General features: G+C 37.6%; 17 protein-coding genes. 13 read left to right on the top strand and 4 right to left on the bottom strand.

Annotated features, from left to right (window positions below; all coding sequences use genetic code 11):
* Window positions 1–153 precede the first annotated feature (153 nt).
* The 5 genes from C9J46_RS18285 to C9J46_RS18265 all read left to right on the top strand — a co-directional run bounded on the left by C9J46_RS18285 (window position 154) and on the right by C9J46_RS18265 (window position 6,628).
* Window positions 154–1,485 (top strand): DASH family cryptochrome, encoded by a 1,332-nt coding sequence (locus C9J46_RS18285; protein ID WP_107291335.1) that lies wholly within the window; start codon window positions 154–156, stop codon window positions 1,483–1,485.
* 2 nt (window positions 1,486–1,487) lie between these two features.
* Window positions 1,488–3,041 carry a cryptochrome/photolyase family protein gene (locus C9J46_RS18280; RefSeq protein ID WP_199190653.1) on the top strand — a complete coding sequence of 518 codons (1,554 nt, stop codon included), beginning with the start codon at window positions 1,488–1,490 and terminating at the stop codon, window positions 3,039–3,041.
* Window positions 3,042–3,106: 65 nt separating this feature from the next.
* Complete coding sequence (locus C9J46_RS18275; protein ID WP_107206674.1) at window positions 3,107–4,423, top strand: AarF/ABC1/UbiB kinase family protein; 1,317 nt, start codon at window positions 3,107–3,109, stop codon at window positions 4,421–4,423.
* Window positions 4,424–4,642: 219 nt separating this feature from the next.
* Window positions 4,643–5,632 carry a patatin family protein gene (locus C9J46_RS18270; protein WP_107206673.1) on the top strand — a complete coding sequence of 330 codons (990 nt, stop codon included), beginning with the start codon at window positions 4,643–4,645 and terminating at the stop codon, window positions 5,630–5,632.
* Between the two features lie 78 nt (window positions 5,633–5,710).
* Window positions 5,711–6,628, top strand: coding sequence for an alpha/beta fold hydrolase (locus C9J46_RS18265; protein ID WP_107206672.1), 918 nt, complete (start codon window positions 5,711–5,713; stop codon window positions 6,626–6,628).
* A gap of 96 nt (window positions 6,629–6,724) precedes the next feature.
* On the opposite strand, the gene C9J46_RS18260 is transcribed toward C9J46_RS18265, so the two are convergent.
* Complete coding sequence (locus tag C9J46_RS18260) at window positions 6,725–7,579, bottom strand: hypothetical protein (protein ID WP_107206671.1); 855 nt, start codon at window positions 7,577–7,579, stop codon at window positions 6,725–6,727.
* A 235-nt stretch (window positions 7,580–7,814) separates the two neighbouring features.
* A complete protein-coding gene (locus C9J46_RS18255) occupies window positions 7,815–8,753 on the bottom strand; it encodes a Dyp-type peroxidase (protein WP_107206670.1) in 939 nt (312 codons plus the stop codon).
* A gap of 464 nt (window positions 8,754–9,217) precedes the next feature.
* Between C9J46_RS18255 and C9J46_RS18250 the strand changes: the two genes are divergently transcribed.
* The 7 genes from C9J46_RS18250 (at window position 9,218) to C9J46_RS18220 (ending at window position 16,224) form a co-directional block, all read left to right on the top strand.
* Window positions 9,218–9,415: a hypothetical protein gene (locus C9J46_RS18250; protein ID WP_107206669.1), complete on the top strand. Its 198-nt coding sequence runs from the start codon at window positions 9,218–9,220 to the stop codon at window positions 9,413–9,415.
* 291 nt (window positions 9,416–9,706) lie between these two features.
* On the top strand, window positions 9,707–10,141 hold the full coding sequence (trxC, locus tag C9J46_RS18245; protein ID WP_107206668.1) for a thioredoxin TrxC: 435 nt from the start codon (window positions 9,707–9,709) through the stop codon (window positions 10,139–10,141).
* A 491-nt stretch (window positions 10,142–10,632) separates the two neighbouring features.
* Window positions 10,633–11,898 (top strand): NupC/NupG family nucleoside CNT transporter, encoded by a 1,266-nt coding sequence (locus C9J46_RS18240; protein ID WP_107206667.1) that lies wholly within the window; start codon window positions 10,633–10,635, stop codon window positions 11,896–11,898.
* A 252-nt stretch (window positions 11,899–12,150) separates the two neighbouring features.
* On the top strand, window positions 12,151–12,783 hold the full coding sequence (locus C9J46_RS18235) for a hypothetical protein (protein WP_107291333.1): 633 nt from the start codon (window positions 12,151–12,153) through the stop codon (window positions 12,781–12,783).
* Window positions 12,784–13,015: 232 nt separating this feature from the next.
* Window positions 13,016–14,830: a protein translocase subunit SecD gene (gene secD / locus C9J46_RS18230; protein ID WP_107206665.1), complete on the top strand. Its 1,815-nt coding sequence runs from the start codon at window positions 13,016–13,018 to the stop codon at window positions 14,828–14,830.
* 4 nt (window positions 14,831–14,834) lie between these two features.
* A complete protein-coding gene (gene secF / locus C9J46_RS18225; protein WP_107206664.1) occupies window positions 14,835–15,737 on the top strand; it encodes a protein translocase subunit SecF in 903 nt (300 codons plus the stop codon).
* Window positions 15,738–15,903: 166 nt separating this feature from the next.
* The gene (locus C9J46_RS18220; RefSeq protein ID WP_107206663.1) at window positions 15,904–16,224 is read left to right on the top strand and encodes a hypothetical protein; all 321 of its coding nucleotides are present in this window, start codon (window positions 15,904–15,906) and stop codon (window positions 16,222–16,224) included.
* A gap of 225 nt (window positions 16,225–16,449) precedes the next feature.
* Here C9J46_RS18220 and C9J46_RS18215 read toward each other — a convergent pair whose 3' ends face one another.
* Window positions 16,450–16,740, bottom strand: coding sequence for a hypothetical protein (locus C9J46_RS18215; protein WP_107206662.1), 291 nt, complete (start codon window positions 16,738–16,740; stop codon window positions 16,450–16,452).
* A 505-nt stretch (window positions 16,741–17,245) separates the two neighbouring features.
* Between C9J46_RS18215 and C9J46_RS18210 the strand changes: the two genes are divergently transcribed.
* Complete coding sequence (locus C9J46_RS18210; protein ID WP_107206661.1) at window positions 17,246–18,172, top strand: cation diffusion facilitator family transporter; 927 nt, start codon at window positions 17,246–17,248, stop codon at window positions 18,170–18,172.
* Between the two features lie 214 nt (window positions 18,173–18,386).
* Here the strand turns inward: C9J46_RS18210 and C9J46_RS18205 are convergent, their stop codons facing one another.
* The gene (locus C9J46_RS18205; RefSeq protein WP_107206660.1) at window positions 18,387–19,406 is read right to left on the bottom strand and encodes a lipoate--protein ligase; all 1,020 of its coding nucleotides are present in this window, start codon (window positions 19,404–19,406) and stop codon (window positions 18,387–18,389) included.
* Window positions 19,407–19,874 lie beyond the last annotated feature (468 nt).

Below are 19,874 nucleotides of genomic sequence, written 5' to 3'. Positions count from 1 at the left end.
ACTAATTACATTTTCAGCCAGTATTATTACCTTTCTTGTTAATAATACTGGCTTTTTTATTGCCTAAATTTCTTGACAGCAAGAATAAAAATCGATCGTTATGCCTATTCGTATCGTAAATGAAGAGTCGATAAAAAATAAGGCATATAATTTATGGCGGTAAAAGCTCTTTATTGGTTTACCAATGATCTACGTTTACACGATAACCCTATACTTCATCAAGCTTACGAGTATTGTGACAACTTGCTGTGTATTTATTTTATGGAGCCACAAAAGCAGCAGTTTAATCGTTATCAACTTGTCTCGGTGGGAGCCATTCGCCATCGCTTCCTGCTGCAATCGCTACAAGCACTGCAATCTAATTTAGCCACATTGGGTCAGCGTTTATTAGTGATGCAAGCCGATCCTATGGTTTTTATGCCTAAATTAATAGAACAATACGGTATTAACCTTATCTATCGGAGTCGTCACTGCGGCTGGTATGAACAACAGCAATGGCATTACCTAAAACAATGTTACCCCCATTTTCAATTTGTAGAAGTTGATACGCATACGTTGTATTCACAAAATCAACTGCCGTTTCCTCTTTCAGATATGCCAAATAGATTTTCAAAATTTCGTAAACAGATAGAGCAAAGCGTCACTGTTTTTTCGTCCCTACCTGTGCCTGATTATTTACCGCCACAACCCAATGTATATTGTTCTGGATATTTAGATATTCGAAATGTTCCCATTTTAGATAATGATCAGGTGGAGTGGCATGGTGGTGAAAATGCAGCACTGATGCACTTACAGCAGTATTTTTCTTCTCGTTTACCGTCTAGTTATAAAGAAACGCGTAATGCCATAGAGGGTTGGGATAACTCAACCAAATTTTCACCGTGGTTAGCATGTGGTGCATTATCCGGCAAAATGATCATGGCTACCTTGCTAGATTATGAAAAATACAAAGAGAAAAATTCATCAACCTATTGGATCTTCTTTGAGTTGTTATGGCGTGAGTTTTTTCAATGGCATGCCCATGCTGTTGGGCGAGATCTGTATCGTTTCAGTGGCGTGCAAAATAAACGTTTATTAAGCAGTTTTTATCCAACTCGTTTTAAACAATGGTGTGAGGGCTCAACACCATATCCTATTGTTAATGCGTTTATGAAACAGTTAAACCAAACGGGCTATATGTCTAATCGTGGGCGCCAAATAGTTGCAAGTTGTTTGGTTAATGAGCTATCTGTTGATTGGCGCTACGGTGCAGCTTATTTTGAACAACAGCTGATTGATCATGATGTCGCGGCAAACTGGGGCAATTGGCAATATATTGCAGGTGTTGGAACAGACAGTCGTGAAAAACGTTGGTTTGACTTAGAAAAACAAACACGAATATTTGATCCTAATCAGCATTTTATTCGCCATTGGCGAGGGGATGAAAATCTTAATACCTTAGACAGCGTAAATATTGATGATTGGCCAATGAGTGGTAGAGGATAATCATGCAATCGCGCTATACAACTCTTCGTTTTATTTTAGGCGATCAACTCAATGCGAGTCATCATTGGTATCAACAACCCAATGAACATGTGCTGTATGTTATTGCAGAGCTAAAGCAAGAAACCAACTATGTTACTCACCACCATCAAAAGATCTGTGCATTTTTTGCTGCGATGGAAAATTTTGCGATTGCGCTGCAACAAGCAGGACATGAGGTTTTACATTTAACATTAGACGATACTCATACCTATCATGATTTACCTGATTTAATTATTTCACTTTGTCAGCAATATCATTGCCAAGCATTTGAATATCAACAACCAGACGAATACCGATTATCGCAACAGTTAGCGACGTTAAAGATTCCTGATGTAACCGTTCAAGCATGTGATAGCGAGCATTTCTTACTGACATTGGCCGAACTTGAGCAGTATATAACACCAAACAAACATCACCGTATGGAGCATTTTTATCGCGCTATGCGGAAACGATTTGATGTATTAATGGTTGAAGGAAAGCCTCAAGGTGGTAAATGGAATTATGATGGCGCAAATCGAAATAAGTTAAAGGCTGTTGATATTGAAGCTATTCCTCAACCGTTAATGTTTAGTAATGATGTTAGTGCTATTTCTAAACGACTCGAAAAATACGGTATCAACACAATCGGTCAATCTTGTGAGCAGTTACTTTGGCCAACAAACCGTAAACAATCACAAGCGCTACTGATTTACTTTTGCCGTGATTTATTGCCTTTGTTTGGACGCTTTCAAGATGCGATGACCACGAGAAGTGAGTCAGCATGGAGCTTATACCATTCTCGTTTATCTTTTGCTTTGAATGCGAAAATGTTGCATCCCATGCAAGTGATCCAAGCGGCTATTGATGCTTACTCTCAGCCAGATTCAAAAATTGATATTGCCCAAGTTGAAGGGTTTGTTCGTCAGATACTAGGCTGGCGTGAATTTATTCGCGCTATTTATTGGGTAAATATGCCCCATTACGGAAAAGAGAACACGTTAGAAGCTAGCGGCTCGTTACCTGATTTTTTCTGGAATGCAAAAACCAATATGCAGTGTATGCATCATGCGATTAAGCAGTCGCTTGATTATAGCTACGCTCATCATATTCAGCGTTTAATGGTCACGGGTAATTTTTGTTTATTAACGGGGATTGCGCCGAGTGAAGTCGAACAGTGGTATTTAGGTATTTATATTGATGCGGTTGAGTGGGTAGAAAAGCCCAACACGCTAGGTATGGCGCTGTTTGCCGATGGTGGTGTGGTTGCAACAAAGCCTTATGCTTCAAGTGGGGCATACATTAATAAAATGAGCGATTATTGCTCATCATGCCAGTATGAGGTTAAAAAGAAAACAGGGCTGAATGCTTGTCCATTTAATAGTTTATATTGGCGTTTTATGGATAAACATAGAGGGTTATTAGCAAACAATCCTCGTGTAGGTATGCTATTTAGTCATTGGGATAAATTAGATGATAATGAGCAATCTGTTATTGTAGAGCAAGCCGAGTATTATTTACGCCATATTAATTCACTATAAAGAAAAGGCGTGTTTAATCGCCAGTAATGACGTTGTTACACATCATCGTAAGATAAGGTTTAAGCATGAAAGATCCACATCAGTATTCAAAAGTGCCTAAAGGGCGATTATCACGACTATCGAAATTAGGCTCACTGGCGTCAAGAGTCGCAACGGGCATGGTTGCTGAAGGGGTGAAACAGTTAGCGTCAGGACATCGTCCTAAAGCCAGTGAGTTGCTCTTAACGCCGAAAAATGCTCAACGTGTGGCTGATCAATTAGCACAGTTACGTGGTGCTGCGATGAAAGTAGGTCAACTTTTATCGATGGATGCTGGTGATTTACTCCCGAAAGAATTAACTGAACTGCTATCTCGTTTGCAAGCTGATGCTAAACCTATGCCTATTAGCCAATTGAATCATGTGCTCATTGCTAACTGGGGGGAAGATTGGCAAGACAAATTTGCTCAGTTTTCGTTTTACCCTGTTGCTGCAGCATCAATAGGACAAGTTCATAGAGCAAAAACCAAAGACGGTCGAGATATTGCTTTAAAGATACAGTATCCAGGTATTGGAGAAAGTATTGATAGCGATGTACATAATGTTTCAACCTTACTAAATGTATCAGGATTGATCCCTAAGTCTATTGATGTGTCAGAGTTATTAGACGAGGCGAAAAAACAGTTACATGCCGAAGCTAATTATCAGAAAGAAGCACAATATCTTAAACAGTTTCGCCAGTTACTTTCTGATGATGCCCGCTTTTTGATCCCTGATATATACGATGATTTAACATGTGAAACGATCCTTGCGATGAGTTTTGTCGAAGGCATAGAAATAGAGCAACTGGCTAAGCAACCCCAAGCGGTACGTGATGAGGTGATGGCATTAGCCTTTACCTTATTGTTCAAAGAAGTGTTTGAATTTCGATTGGTGCAAACCGACCCGAATTTTGCTAACTATCGTTATAACCTCACAACGAATCAGTTTATCTTGCTTGATTTCGGCGCCACGCGTGAATATCCCGAGCACGTCTCTGAAGGCTATCGCCAATTGATGACTGGTGCGGTGAAAAATGATCGGGGATCTATGCTTAACGCGTTAAAACAAATAGGCTTTTTCCATCAGCACATTGAAGATGTCGCACAACAAGCAGTCGTGAATTTGTGTGTAGAAGCTTGTGAGCCATTAGCCTTTGATGGTGTGTATGATTTTGGTGCAACAGATATGGGGAAACGCATTCGCGATGCCGGTAGTGCCTTGAGTATGAATAGTGGTTATTGGCATACACCGCCCGCAGATGCTATTTTTTTACACCGTAAATTGGGTGGTTTATATTTGTTGGCAGCCAAGCTTAAAGCAAGAGTGAATGTTCATGCGTTATTTAAGCCTTATATGAGGTAATGTTGAATAACGAGTTAAATACTCTCTGATAATATTAACTTGTATAATCACATAAAACCTAAAGTTCAAGCTGTTAATGTTTAGAAATTAGAGCGTATATTTTTACAATCAAATATTGATCGTTTTTTATTAGACATTAGACCCCTATTTGATAGTATGCCTTGCGATATTTGTATGATGAATATGCATCAAAGTATGCAGTAATCTTGAGAGAGTAACATGACAGGTAAGCATGTATCTTATGCGGTACAAAATTATGACGCATTGTCCCATAAGCCTCAGGACGTATCTAAGATAGCACTTGTCACTGAAGGTGGAGGCCAAAGAGGGATTTTCACCGCAGGGGTATTGGATTCATTTTTAGATCAGGATTTTAATCCGTTCTCACTAATGATTGGTACGTCTGCAGGATCGCTTAATTTAGCGTCTTATATCTGTGGTCAAAAGAAACATGCTTTTAAGGTGATCACAGAAGCAACAACGAATCACCATTTCTTTGACGTATATCGTTTTTTGTTTGGTCGTGAAGGGCTTGATCTTGATTGGTTAATGCAGCAAACCCAGACACGCTTTGAGCTTGATTGGCATCAAGGCCGACAGAATATGCGTAATCGAACTGTACTCGCATCAGCAAGTAATACGGTGAGTCATCAAGCGGCGTATTTTAATTTAAATACGGATAATTGGTCTTTGGCATTAAAAGCTTCATGCGCGATCCCTGTTTTAAATCGACAACCCATTTACTCACAAAATGAATATTGGGTTGATGGTGGCTTATCTGCCCCCATTCCTGTTCAAGAAGCTTATGAGCGCGGTTATCGTCATATTGTGGTGATCCGCACTGTGCCTATTGATACATCATTTGATCATTGTTGGATGAGTAATATTCGTCGTGCGTTAGGCCAATCAAAAGCCGCAGGTATGATTGAGATGTTGTTAGAGCACGAAGATAACTATAGAAAAACACAAGAGTTTCTTAGTAATCCACCTGATGATGTTACTATTTATGAGATTCATCCGCAAAAAGCACTAAAATCAAAAATGATTGGTAGTGATATGCCATCTTTAGAAGAAGATTATAGGCTTGGTTATCAATCAGGTAAGTATTTTTTAAACACTGTGGGTCGTTATATTGATATTGATGAACCTCATTGTAATGCATCCCATTTAGTGGGAGAAGAAGTCAGCGATTTATGTAAGTTTGTATAATAATTATAAGAAGTTGTCATGGTTAAACAAAATTGTGAGAGGGATTTTGTTACCAAGGAGTCGGTTTTTACACAATTAATGGCGAGTGAAGTCCATTATATGTGGCAGAAGAGGGAGCAAGGCGAATTTAAAGGTGTTGATGGAATACCGATCCGATGGATAAGTATTCGACATCCTCAAAATGAACGTTGTGTGGTCATTGTTAATGGGCGTAATGAGAGCTTCTGGAAATATCAGGAGTTATGTTATGAGTTATCTCGTAAAGGTTATGACGTGTATGCCTACGATCATCGCGGTCAAGGCGCATCAGGACGATTAACTAACGATAGTGAACTTGGACATGTGATTTGTTTTGATGATTATGTGTCAGATCTTCATTCATTTATTACAAATGTCGTTGGAAAACAAACATACAGACAACGGTTTTTATTAGCTCATTCAATGGGTGGTGCGGTAGCAACCTTATATTTAGAGCATTATCAGACTCATTTTAATGCCGTTGTTCTTAATGCACCTATGTTTGGTATCAATCTTCCTGTCCCCCTTAAATTAGTCGCATCTTCAATCGCTAAAATTATCGAGCATTATCAAACACAGCCGTCTTATGTGTTTGGATATAAGCCGTATCACGAAGCACCTTTTGAAAAAAATGATCAATGCCAAAGTCAAATACGTTACGTTTGGGCGAAGCATTTGTATCAGTGCCACCCAGAACTGCGTGTTGGTGGTCCTAGTGCACGATGGGTATGGCAAGCATTAGCTGCCGCGAAAAGCTGTATTCGGGATGTGGAACATATCCATACGCCCATTTTATTGTTGCAGGCAGGCGACGATACCGTTGTAGATAATAATTCTCATCATCTTTTTTACGCAAAATGTGCAGAGTGTGAAATGAAAGTGATCCCACATGCTCGACATGAATTGTTAATGGAAAAAGATTGCTTACGTAATCAGGCATTAGACGATACGTTAGACTTTTTTGAGACTTACAGTTAATGATTTTATGCTATTCATGCGTAAGATAAATAAAGAGCCCAGCATAACGATGAGATTATGCTGGGCTTTGTTATTTTTTAAAGAGAGTAATACTATTTACTGACAAATAAACCAAGAACGTGCATCTGCTTCAATTACCGCTTCTTTATACCAAGGTAGTGGATCAATTTCAGGTGCAATACGAATATCGCCTTTTAACTTTTCAGTCGCTAATACACTAACGCGGTTGTCATTTACACTTTGGATTTTACCTTTGTAGGTCACACCATAAGCTTCGTCTTTGGTCTTCTTATACATACACACAGTTTCACCTACGTGTGTCGCAATAAAGCCGGTTTCTTCAGTCCAAGGTTCTTGTTCCGGTGCAGGTGTTTCTTTCTCATTAAACAGTGCTGCTTGAGATTGGTTTGATGGGACAATTTTTCTATGTACAGAATAGGGTTGATAACCAAGAAGTTTAGCGCCATCAATCCAAGCGGCTTCATTGACGTCTTTATTTTCAATGACACGCATTGTAACAAATGGCCCTGTAGGACAAACATCAGCCCATAGATCTGTTGACGTAATTCGTGCTGAGAAAATAGGTGTTTCATCAGGCGTATTAGGGTGACTCACACACCAGGCATCAGTATCTTGGTTGATCATGGTGCCAGAGTTAGCTTTACATGTTTTTTTTGCTAATTGATAAAATTGATCAATATCTTGTTTCGCTTGTTCGGCACTTGCAGAGCAGTAACGATAACTTAGAGAGAAGGTTTCTTTAGGGTAAAACATACCTTTATCAACAACTGTACCTTGGCTACGTGTTGCATCAGAAGTCATAAATTGGCTAGCTATCGTTTTGAAACTTTTTTCAACTTTTGGAGCTGGCGGCGGTGGTGTTGATGAACAACCCGCAACGGTAGCAATAAGACTTGCTAGTGATACTCGGGTTAAAAGGGTTTTGCGCATTCTTGCCCCCAGAAATACTCTTCGTATATATAAATAAAAAGATAGAATTAATTATTAAGTGTATAGGGGACAACAGAACGTGTGAGGAATCAAGAAAATATTCTGTAAAATAAAATGTATTTGTTATTTTTCAATTGGTTAAGTTAAAAATAAATTACATTTTTATTTCTTTATGATTTTTAACAAAAAAATGCCCACAAATTTTCATTTGTAGGCACATTGCTGAGGCGATAGATTAACCGGCGAAAGTATTCATTAGTGTTTGTGAAGGTACAAAGTAGTGAGTACCTGTTTTTGCTTCCACAAAATCCAGTAAGCGATCGTAGTTACCATTTTCATCAGCATAAATCATTTGCTTCAATGAGATATCTAGAATTTCAGGTGAGGCGGCAAACCCGACAAACATAGTGCCATGTTCCATAGCATTACCAAATGGACGGTTCTGACGTAGCATTTTAATTTCTTGGTCATCAATAATAACTTTACTCTTATTATTGTGCGCCCAAGCGGGTTTTTGATCATCATCAAGTTCAATATCATCAAGCTTGGTACGACCAATAACTTGCTCTTGGTATTCTGTGGTTTGTTTATCCCATAAGCCTTGACGATCTACATAGCGTTGTACGGTTAAGTAAGTCCCGCCTTGATGGATATCACGGTCATTATCAACTAATACGGCATTAAAACGAGCTTCATTTTTTGGGTTTTCAGTTCCATCAACAAAGTCGATCATGTCGCGGTTGTCTAGATATTTAAAGCCTTGAATATCTTCGATTAAATTAGCGACAGGTTGAAGCGCTGCGGCAATGTATTTCGCAGCTTGAAAATTAATATCCATACGTTCAGATTTTATCATGATGAAAATATCTCCCGGTGTACTTGGGAAACTACGTTCGCCGTCAGTCATAGCAATGAAATCATGCAATAAAGATGGCGCTTGAACATCAGGAAAAACGGTAGGCCAACCTTTATTTGAAATACCAATGGTTAAAGAAAGGTTGGCTGAAGGATCTTTTTGCGCGATGGATTTTTCAATAATTTGAATTTTGGCAAAGATTTTTGTTACGTCATCATTTTCAATATTTTCTTTGAAAATAAAGGTGAGGTATTCAGCGAAAGTATTAGGGTTAGAAATAGCACCAGGTTGTGCAAGTTCAGATAATTGAGTATTCATAATAAAAACCTTTAAATTTTTTTATTACGCTACGCTTTTTATACTCATAACTATAGTATGAATAATGTAATGTTAAATTACTAAATGTGAGTGTGTAAAGTGCGACATAACATACTGACAGAAAACAGTTATTTTTTTTATCATAAGCTTAAATCAAAAATGTTGACGCATTTTATTGATAAATAGATATACACAAAATGTTGTTATATTCATGCCTTATTAATTAAAGCTTATATATAAATAGCTTGGGTCAAATATGTCTAAATATTAAACGTTTTTTATTTGCCAAGAACTTCTATTACTACGCTTGTTATTCGTTATTGACTAGTCATTTTCAGTTGTTTTTGTAATTTTATTACATGAACCTCGATTTGATCACAAAGTTAAATTTATCAGCTTAACTCCTCTAATTACCTCTGATACTAAGTAAATCATAATGACACAGGTTACTTTAGGAGGTTGTTGTGTCTATTAACTCTATCGATTTTTCAGAAATTTCTTCCGTATCATCTAAGTGGGATCACAAGGATGAGTCGGCAACCAATATTGCTGAGAGTAAAAAACAACAAGCGGCAGCAAGACGACGTATAGAGCTTCTCCGTGATATTCAAGCGAGCGGGCTTACCATTGCCGAAGCCCGTGAGTTAGGGTTATTACATTAATTACCAGTTAAGTTATTAACGCTAATCGTATTGTGACATTGTCACTGTAGTTGTGGGAGTTCCAGAATAAGCAGTGTAATCATAATTAACTAATAATAAGTGACACTGAATGGGATGCGATGTTTGCATCCCATTTGTATGCGTTCGATATAATAGTTTTTTATCAATCTTTTTTGCGACATTCGGCTTTTGATAGTTTTAGACTATTGCTCTAATAAGTTGAATCATATTGCTTTTTTATCTGTAAGCGTTACAGTAAATACAGATAAAGTTTAAAGATGGATGATAATAATGACTACAATCACAACACGCTGTCCACACTGTAAAGCACTGAACCGTTTACCTTCTGAGCGCGTAAATGATGAAGCAAGCTGCGGCTCATGTAAGGAAAAATTATTCGACGGCATGCCAATTGAAGGTACTAGCGATAATTTCTCTACACTATTAGAAAGTGATAAGCCTGTCGTTGTTGATTTCTGGGCACCGTGGTGTAATCCATGCGTAGGATTTGCTCCTGTATTTTCAGACGTATCTCAAGAGCGTGATGGCCAAATACGTTGTGTGAAGATTGATACTGAAGCACAACAAGCACTCGCTGCTCAATATCGTATCCGTAGTATTCCAACAATCATGGTGTTTAAAGAAGGCAAGATGGTTGATATGCTAAATGGCGCAATGCCGAAATCGCATTTCGACCAATGGCTAAATGAAGCACTTACAAAGTAAACATTGCTCACTAATAATATATTCCCAAAAGCCGAACATTTATCGTGTTCGGCTTTTTTGTTATCAATTGAGTGCGCTGTACGATAAATCAACAGTTATGCGTTAAAGGATTTATATAAGGTATTATTTGCTTATATAGTATTCACTTGGCCTTGAAGTATGCTAATTATGAAAAATGATATTGTTATTGTGAGCAAGATCTCTATATACTCTCGCCTCGGTCAGAACAGTTAAGTTCAGCCACCTTATTTTACAAGCTGTCACCAGGGATAAGTGAACGACCCACGGAGTTGGACCGGCGTTATTTGTAGCTTGTTAATTTAGGTGACTCGTATGTTGTATTATTGGGCGAACATATTCATATTTTTAGCGTTGTATTACGTTAATCCTACCTTTTTTACTTTTTCCCCAAAAGTAATTGTTACTCAATGGCAGCAAACAGCAATACCTTCATTATTCGACACCCATTTAAAAAACAGCAGGACGAAATAATGCAGTTGTTAATTACATTAGCCGGTATCGTAGTACTGGTTCTATGCGCAGTGGCGCTTTCTGATAATAGAAAGGCGATCAATTGGAGAACCGTTGGCGGTGCTTTATTCTTACAAGCGAGCTTTGCCGCTCTTGTACTATATGTGCCCATTGGTCAGAAGATGCTAGGTGCAATGAGTGACGGTGTAGCTGGTCTTCTTAGTTTCGCTGATGTTGGTATCAATTTCGTCTTCGGTGATTTAGCTAATATCCAAAAAAGCGGTTTTGTTTTTGCTATTCGTGTTCTTCCTCTTGTTATATTCATCAGTGCTTTAATTTCTCTCCTTTATTACTTCGGTATTATGCAATGGGTAATTAAAGTTTTAGGTGGTGGTATCCAAAAACTATTAGGCACCAGTCGCGCAGAGTCTTTGGTTGCGACAGGTAATATCTTCCTTTCTCAAGGTGAGTCTCCTCTTCTTATTCGTCCATTCCTTGCAAAAATGACACGCTCTGAACTTTTCGTGGTAATGACATGTGGTATGGCGTCAGTTGCGGGTTCTGTATTAGGTGGCTATGCAGGATTAGGTGTTGAACTTAAGTATCTGATTGCAGCAAGTTTTATGGCGGCACCCGGTGGTTTACTAATGGCTAAAATTCTTGTACCAGAACAAGAAACGCCAATGGAACAAACTGAGGTCGAAATGGCAAAAAGTGAGCACAGTAATGCTATTGATGCATTAGCTGCTGGTGCAATGAACGGTATGAAAGTAGCTGTTGCGATTGGTACTATGCTTATTGCTTTTGTTAGTGTGATCGCAATGGCGAATGCTGGCCTTGAAGGGGTAGGGCATTGGTTAGCAAGCATTACGGCAACGATTGGTCTTGATTCGGTATCGCATTGGTTCGCTACAACGCCACTAACTATGCAAGCTATTTTGGGATATATTTTCTCGCCACTTGCTTTTGTTATCGGTGTACCGGCGACAGAAATGATGAAAGCAGGTACTTTTATTGGTGAGAAGCTAATTCTAAATGAATTTGTTGCCTTTATGGACTTCGCAGCGGTTAAACAAACGTTATCTGAACATACCCAAGTGATCATCACTTTCGCATTATGTGGTTTTGCGAATATTGGTTCTATTGCTATTCAAATTGGTTCAATTGGTGTTATGGCACCTGAGCGTCGTGGTGATGTTGCAAAATTAGGTATTAAAGCCGTTTTAGCGGCAACATTAGCTAACTTAATGAGTGCGGCGCTTGCTGGTATTTTTATCGGATTATAAGCGTTATTAACAGCATAAAAATTTATAGCCGTAGAGTTTGCTTTGCGGTTTTTTAATACGTGCTTTTCAATAAATATCCATATCTTATTGTTATTTAATACTTATTAGTATCAGTAACAAAGAAGGAAACTATTTGATTTTAGCGCTAGAAATTAAAATATAACAAGATTTTGTGAATAATTTCCTTGTCACCATGAGTATCGACGCTTATCATTGCAATGACCTTATTTTTGTTCACTATTTTTAGGTATTATGTTTCTGACCTTTGTTCGTTTTTTGATATTAAGTATTTGCTTAGGGGCTGCGTCATTAGCTTCGGCATCTACACATATCAACGAAAATGTTCAAAAGTATGTCGTGCAAAATACGATTAAGCAATGTAATGAAATGGTTGTTCAATCGCACTCTGTTAACCTTAATTCAGATGTTGCGAAATTTAACTGTAATAAAAATCAAACGGTTAAGCATTCTTCTGATAATAAACACCCATTAACACAAACACAAAGCAATAACAGTATTGGTTTACCTGTTTCTGTTAATAATTCAAAATTTGTCTGGAATTTCCCAATTTCTAAGCCAAATAAAAGCAGTGATAAGAATAAGCAACATCGTATTGAATTTAGCGATTACAATATTGCTTTAGGGACATCGAGCCGTTTATTAAATGCGCTTCATCTTAACCCTGAAGAAGTCTCGCCTGAATATCGATTAGCATTTGAGCTTCCTATCCTTGTTGCTGTACCACTTACCCTCGGTTATCAAGAGCCTCTGTCACCAACGGTTGAGTGGATACTCAAAATTAAATCATCTTCATCACGTATTTCAGGTTGGAAAGATACAAATCTGATCTACTCTCAATATGGCGAACAACTACAAGTTGTCTAAAATATTATTTATTAGTTGAAAATTACGATTCAGCTAATAGTAATAGCCTTTCAAAATATATTAATAATTGTCTGATTATTAAGTTCTATTTATCGTATCTGTAATTATATTGATCCTTTAAAAGTGGTCATATTTATGAGTATCTTTAACAAACTCTTGTGATAAAGGTATAATTATAGGTGTTCTATCGACTGCGACAGGCTGTCTGTTGCAAGGTACATGGCTAAATATAATGAGAAAAAAGAATACTAAACAGATTCTGAATCATTACGCAGCATGGAAATATGTTGTGTTAATTGTGACAGTTTTAATAATGTTATTAAGCGCTATTCCAACGTGGTATGGCGACAATGAAGCTGTACAAATCAGCAATAAAGGCGGTCCAATGCCGACACCTTTTGAAATTCAAAAGGTGTTAAAAGAACATGATATTGTACCGCTAAAAATTGAACAAAAGCCTGATAAAACAATTGTTGTATTAGATAACACTAAACAGCAAACGGATACTAAAGCGGCGTTAGATACACTGTTGAAAAGTGAAAAACGTTTAACGTTAGCATTAGAACCAGCAGCTCCAATGTGGCTACAAGACATGGGCTTTGAACCAATTAAGCTAGGTCTTGACCTTCGCGGTGGTGTTCAATTTCTTTTAGATGTTGATGTTAAGCAAGTTTACAAAAACCATGCTCAGCAATTAATGGATGACTTACGCGTTAATTTCCGTAAGGAAGATATTCGTGGCGGTCGTGCTGAATTAAAAGGTATGGATGAAGTGATTGTTCGTTTGCCTAGTGAGGCGGCAAATAATAAGGTTCGCCAGTTTATTCGGGAACAGTACCCACAATGGCAAGCTACCAATGGTTCTGCTGATAATCTTCTTCTTACAATTAGTGAGAAAGAGAAAACAGATTTGCGTAACCTAACCGTTCAGCAGAACTTACAAACAATGCGTAGTCGTATTGAAGAGCTTGGTATCACGGAAGCATCTGTTCAGCGTCAAGGTGAAAACCGTATTCGTATTGAACTTCCTGGTGTTCAAGATCCAGCGGCAGCGAAAAATGTTATCGGTGCAACAGCAAGCCTTGCTTTCTATGCTGTGAAAGAAGAAGGCACAGGTAGCACAATGATTCTACCTGATAAGAATGGTAATCCTATTCGTGTTAGCCGTAAGCCTGTACTTACAGGTGATCACATTGTTGATGCGCGTGCAAGTTTCGGTGAAAACGGTACGCCTGAAGTAAATATTACGCTGGACAGTGCTGGCGGTAAGATCATGTCTGATTTCTCACGTATGAATGTGGGTAAACCAATGGCGACGTCTTACAGTGAATATAGCCGTAATGCGCAAGGTCAGACGGTACAAACTAATAAGATCATCAGTGTTGCAACGATTCAAACACAATTAGGTAGTCGCTTCCGTATTACGGGGGCAGGTTCACTAGAAGATGCACAGCAACTTGCTTTACTTCTACGTGCAGGTTCGCTTACTGCGCCTGTAACAATTGTTGAAGAGCGTACTATTGGTCCAACATTGGGTGCTGAAAACATCAAAAATGGTTTCGCTGCACTTGCTCTAGGTATGGGTGTAACACTGCTATTTATGGCTGTGTGGTACCGTCGTCTTGGTTGGGTTGCTAACATTGCACTTATTACAAATATGATCATGCTATTTGGTCTATTGGCGTTGATTCCAGGTGCGGTATTAACTTTACCTGGTATCGCTGGTTTAGTGTTAACCGTCGGTATGGCGGTAGATACCAACGTACTTATATTTGAACGTATTCGCGATATGATCCGTGATGGTCGAAGCATGGCTCAAGCCATTGACCGTGGTTTTAGCAGTGCATTTGGTACTATTTTCGATGCTAACTTCACAACAATGATCACAGCTGTTGTGCTTTACTCTATTGGTAATGGTCCAATTCAAGGCTTCGCATTGACGTTAGGTCTTGGTCTATTAACAAGTATGTTTACTGGTATTTTCGCTTCTCGAGCCATTATTAACTTGGTTTGGGGTCGTGATTCGCGTCGAAATGTAAGGGTTTAACGCAATGAAAAATTGGATTATTAAAAACTTAACCAAATTGCGTTACATGACAGGTATTGTCTCTATCGCCTTAATGGTTATCTCTATTACTTTTATTTGTGTAAGAGGTCTTAACTGGGGTTTAGATTTTACTGGCGGTGTTGTTAGTGAAATTCAAATGGACAGCCAAATCACAAACAGTGAAATTGAGCCATTAATGGATGCAGGCTTTAATCAAGATGTTGTTGTTATTGCTGCAGATGAACCGGGCCGTTGGATTTTACGTTATGCAGCGCCAGCTAAAGGTGTTGACTATCCAGAAATTACAAAAGTTCTTGCGCCGCTCCATGCCAATATACAGGTGTTAAATACCAGTATTGTTGGTCCCCAAGTTGGTGCTGAGTTGGCCGAGCAAGGTGGTTTAGCGCTATTAGTAACAATGCTATGTATTTTAGGTTATCTAAGTTACCGTTTTGAATGGCGTCTTGCTGCAGGTGCATTACTAGCGTTATTACACGACGTTATTCTTGCTGTTGGTTTCTTTGCTATGACGCAAATGGAATTTAATTTAACAGTACTTGCTGCGATCCTAGCGATCCTAGGTTACTCGCTAAATGACTCAATTGTTATTGCTGACCGCATTCGTGAATTATTGATTGCGAAACCTAAGCAAGATATTGAAACGACAAACAATGAAGCGATTGTTGCAACGTTCTCTCGTACTATGGTGACATCTGGTACCACATTGATGACTATAAGCTCACTATGGTTATTAGGCGGTTCGTCACTACAAGGATTTTCTATTGCGATGTTTATCGGTATCTTAACGGGTACTTGGTCTTCAATCTCTGTCGGTACATTATTACCAGAGTATTTAGGCTTAAAACCTGAACATTACCAACCGAAACCAATAGCTGAAGAGCCTTAATCGGAAAATGTAGAGTTGTAAAGCTGTCCTTAAGCGAGTCTTAAGGGCAGCTTTTTTTTGCGTTAAATGTGATGTGACATGTGAAAATACCAACAATCGATTAACAATTTATTGGATAGTGAGCCAAACTTGATTTACTGAAGTATTATTTAACAGGAGACGTTCAATGAAAAATAATATCACTGTAGTATTTGTCGCACTTATGATGCTCGGTTGTACTCATACTGCTAATAACGGAGTACGTTTCTTACCTGAACAGTATGTCAGTAATGTTCAACACGATAGCATTTATTATTATGGTTATAACCAAGGTTGCAAGTCTGTATTGGCTCAGAGAGGTCATTCGAATGCTGGTTTTAAGAAAGACTCGACATTAGATGGTTCAGACTCTCGCTTTAATATGGGATGGGATGATGGGATGCAAGCGTGTGCTACGGGAGAAATGAAAGTTATTGATGATATTAATGCTAAGAATTTATCTATTTAAAGTTGTAAATGCTGAAAATTCTAATTAATGGATAAGATGAGACCAATCTCAAATAACGCAATAAATAATTTGGTAAAAGAATATAGATGTAATAATCTTCTTACAATAAGATGAAAAATGTTCAGGTAAAAAAAAACAGATCAAATGATCTGTTTTTTAGAGTGAATAATAAGAAAGCCTAGCCGTAGTATTTCTTAATCGTTCGTGTTTAATTTGTTTCTGTGTTTATGCTGCTTTTGCATCGATAATAGAGATAACATCTCCGTTATCGAAGTTGATAGTGGTTGCAACGTTGATTTCAGGTAACAGTAAATAGGCGCAATTGGTGCCATCGTCTGTGATAATTTCAACAATAACATTAAGTTGATTTTCTAAAAAATCACTTAAGCTTATATTTTTGCAATCAATATCAGAAATATGCAGTTTTTTATAGTGTCCTCTTGAATCGTGTACCCAAGTAGTGAAATTTTGCAATTCACTTTCCATTTGATATATAAAATCTGCCAGATTTCTCATAAAACGTCCTTTATGTTGATCAATATAAAATATTGACTCACATGTTCATTATGTACAAAAAACTAAATTATGAAATATAGTCCTGAAATTTTTTATAGATAGAGTGATCTGAAATGATATTTAAGGAAATTATTACTTTTATCAACATTTTTTATCATATGATTTATAAAATATAACAAAGAATAGTTTCATTAATATTTCAAAAAGGCATGGTAAATAGGTTGTTTTTTGTCAAAATATATGTTTATGGAATGTTTGTGGGCGAATTATTCGGTGTGTTACATGTATAATTTTGTTAATTAGGCATAGTGAAAACAATACTTTAAGAGAATCAATTGATAACTAATATTTAATTTATTTTTACGCTGATTAATTGTCATTATCTAAATCAAAGTAAGTGAACAATTGAGTGTTTAACTTAGTATGATTAAAGAAAATTTGTCTCATTCATGAACAAAATTCGCTATTATGTGTTGGTTTATAATAGTTACTTAATTGGTTAATTATGCCTAAAACAGCAGTAAAAGTTATACAAAAAGTTACATGGATAGGATCGATCGCCAATATTAGCCTCGCATTTATCAAAATTACTATTGGTAAAATGACGGGAAGTCAGGCACTTATTGCTGATGGTGTACATAGTTTTTCTGATCTAGTCACAGATACTGCAATACTTATTGGATCGCGTTATTGGACGGCGCCTGCCGATAAAGAACACCCTTATGGTCATGGGCGTTTTGAAACGTTAACCAATATATTTATTGGTATATTACTCGCTCTTGTTGGTATTGGTATTGGCTGGGAATCACTGACGTCTATTAGTGAACAATCACATAGTCATCCTGGTATGCTGGCGTTTGCAGCTGCAGTTACCTCAATTGTCGTCAAAGAAGTGCTGTATCGCTGGACTGCAGTGAAAGCAAAAGAAATTAATAGTCGGGCATTATATGCCAATGCATGGCACCACCGCTCTGATGCTCTTAGCTCTCTTCCTGTCGCTATTGCTGTTATTGCTAATTATTTTGTACCTGAACTGCATTATTTAGATCAAATTGCCGCGCTAATTGTTACGGCTATGATTTTAAAAGCAGCGGCTGAAATTTTATGGCCTGCGGTACTTGAAATTACAGAAGCGAAAGCTGACGCTGAAATTGAAAATAAAATTCAAGCATACGCGGCAGAGGAAAGGGATATCAAAGAAGTACATGCCATTCGTAGTCGTCGTACTGGCAGTACAATTTTGTTAGATTTTCATTTACTTGTCGATCCTGAAATGAGTGTAGATAAAGCGCATACGATTGCAGAAAATTTTAAAATGCATTTACTCGAAGTGTTAGATGAAGTGGTTGATATCATTATTCACATTGAACCTTTTAACTGCCAAGAACGAATATTAAATCCTTGTTGTGATAGCTGTGATGACAATAACTAGTTAATTTTGAGGCGATAAATTTAAAAAATTAAAGAGGCGATGTTGTTGCTGCACATTACCTCTTTATTTTTTAATATATCTATTATTAGCAATATCAGCTATACACCTTCTTATAGTAGGGGATATATAATCAAGGCTACTTGGTTAATTGGGAAGATAATTAATAAGCGGCAAATATCTAAATTTAATGAAAGAATAAAGCCGCTATTAATGACTAGATAATAACCTGTTTAAGCCATGTATTAATATCGAACAGCTCGTTTTTATATTGCTCCTGCTCTACTGTTAATTCTGATATGGCGTTACTTATAGTGGCTGCATTATATTCAAGACCAAAGAGTGTTTTTTCAACTAGCTCAATAGGTGTAGGATCTAAGCTATCTGTGAACATTTTTACAGAAATGATATGACCTTTTTTAACATCTAAATGAAGTTCAACGCCTCCCCAAGAAAAGCGCTCATCAAGAGAATGCATAAACTGGGGCGTATTGCCAAAGTTCCAGTTCCAACTTGCTTGTTGTTGGTATTTTTCTTTAAATCCAGGTAAGTCTGGCAGGTTTTCTGGTGAGATATACTCAATATCTACACATTCACCATAGTGGGCAAAAAAAGAGGCTGTAATCGCTTTACATACACTTTTATGGTCTATATTTGGAAGAAGTTCATTTAGGTTGATAACGCGAGATCTGACGGATGTGATCCCTTTAGCCTCTAGTTTCTTTTTATCAGGATTTAGATAGTTAGCTAAACGTGTCAGATCTGCACTTAGAAGAAGAGTGCCATGATGAAACCCACGATCCATTGTCTCTCTATATGCAGAACCTGAAAACTTTCGATCACCGTCTTTTGTTGATACAACGAGATCGTTTCGACCTGTTGCTGCTGCGTTTATTCCAAGTTGTTTTAAGGCTGATAAAACGATCTCTGTTGAGACGTTTTTATCATATTTTGGTTTTCCTGCCATAAAAGTGAAATTAGTATTACCCAAATCATGAAAGACTGCACCGCCACCACTTTGACGACGAGCGAGGGTGATCTCATCCTGCTCCATTTTCCTAGTGTTACATTCTTTCCATGGATTTTGAGCTCGACCAATCACAACTGTATCCGCATTGCGCCATAAAAAGAGAACCTGCTGATTGGCTGGCATATTTCGGAAAATAGCGTCTTCAACAGCAAGGTTAAACCAAGGTTGTGTTGATTGAGAAATAAAAACACGTGTTGTTACGGACATTTAACAGACCTGACAATGACTAGACAATATAGTGAATTTACAGGGTAACGTTATTGAGGTAAAGCAGAGGAAGATTCTGTTTCTATTGTACAAGGAGGTGAGGTTTGGCTTAAATCGCTAAATGTAATAAAAGTAATAGTTAAAAAAAAACCAAATCACATATTATAAACTGGAAGAATATATGATTTGGGAATGATATTTATGTTTCTCTATAGAGAATTTTAATGCGTTTTATTGCTTAAAATTAGGATAACATTGCAGGTTGTCAGAACATATAGCTATTGTTGAAAGGTAAGGTTGATAACATAAATGTTAATTTTCTAACCTGTCCCTATAAAGCGTAGTTAAAGAATACTGACCTGAAAAGCAAATAATTAAAAAAGTTGAAATGAGTGCATGGCTGAAACCATGCCTCTAATCGTGATGAAAATTTATTGCTGGCTGGTTTGTGCAGAGGGCGTTGTACTT

The sequence above is a fragment of the Photobacterium sp. GB-36 genome (assembly GCF_003026135.1).
Classification (GTDB): Bacteria; Pseudomonadota; Gammaproteobacteria; order Enterobacterales; family Vibrionaceae; genus Photobacterium.
The sequence above is the reverse complement of the archived record's forward strand: the minus strand, read 5'-3'. Positions and strand labels throughout refer to the sequence as shown.

Coding starts and splice junctions, on each gene's coding strand:
- C9J46_RS18285 (WP_107291335.1), top strand. CDS start 154: ATGGCGGTAAAAGCTCTTTATTGGTTTACCAATGATCTACGTTTACAC.
- C9J46_RS18280 (WP_199190653.1), top strand. CDS start 1,488: ATGCAATCGCGCTATACAACTCTTCGTTTTATTTTAGGCGATCAACTC.
- C9J46_RS18275 (WP_107206674.1), top strand. CDS start 3,107: ATGAAAGATCCACATCAGTATTCAAAAGTGCCTAAAGGGCGATTATCA.
- C9J46_RS18270 (WP_107206673.1), top strand. CDS start 4,643: ATGACAGGTAAGCATGTATCTTATGCGGTACAAAATTATGACGCATTG.
- C9J46_RS18265 (WP_107206672.1), top strand. CDS start 5,711: ATGGCGAGTGAAGTCCATTATATGTGGCAGAAGAGGGAGCAAGGCGAA.
- C9J46_RS18260 (WP_107206671.1), bottom strand. CDS start 7,579: ATGCGCAAAACCCTTTTAACCCGAGTATCACTAGCAAGTCTTATTGCT.
- C9J46_RS18255 (WP_107206670.1), bottom strand. CDS start 8,753: ATGAATACTCAATTATCTGAACTTGCACAACCTGGTGCTATTTCTAAC.
- trxC (WP_107206668.1), top strand. CDS start 9,707: ATGACTACAATCACAACACGCTGTCCACACTGTAAAGCACTGAACCGT.
- C9J46_RS18240 (WP_107206667.1), top strand. CDS start 10,633: ATGCAGTTGTTAATTACATTAGCCGGTATCGTAGTACTGGTTCTATGC.
- C9J46_RS18235 (WP_107291333.1), top strand. CDS start 12,151: ATGTTTCTGACCTTTGTTCGTTTTTTGATATTAAGTATTTGCTTAGGG.
- secD (WP_107206665.1), top strand. CDS start 13,016: ATGAGAAAAAAGAATACTAAACAGATTCTGAATCATTACGCAGCATGG.
- secF (WP_107206664.1), top strand. CDS start 14,835: ATGAAAAATTGGATTATTAAAAACTTAACCAAATTGCGTTACATGACA.
- C9J46_RS18220 (WP_107206663.1), top strand. CDS start 15,904: ATGAAAAATAATATCACTGTAGTATTTGTCGCACTTATGATGCTCGGT.
- C9J46_RS18215 (WP_107206662.1), bottom strand. CDS start 16,740: ATGAGAAATCTGGCAGATTTTATATATCAAATGGAAAGTGAATTGCAA.
- C9J46_RS18210 (WP_107206661.1), top strand. CDS start 17,246: ATGCCTAAAACAGCAGTAAAAGTTATACAAAAAGTTACATGGATAGGA.
- C9J46_RS18205 (WP_107206660.1), bottom strand. CDS start 19,406: ATGTCCGTAACAACACGTGTTTTTATTTCTCAATCAACACAACCTTGG.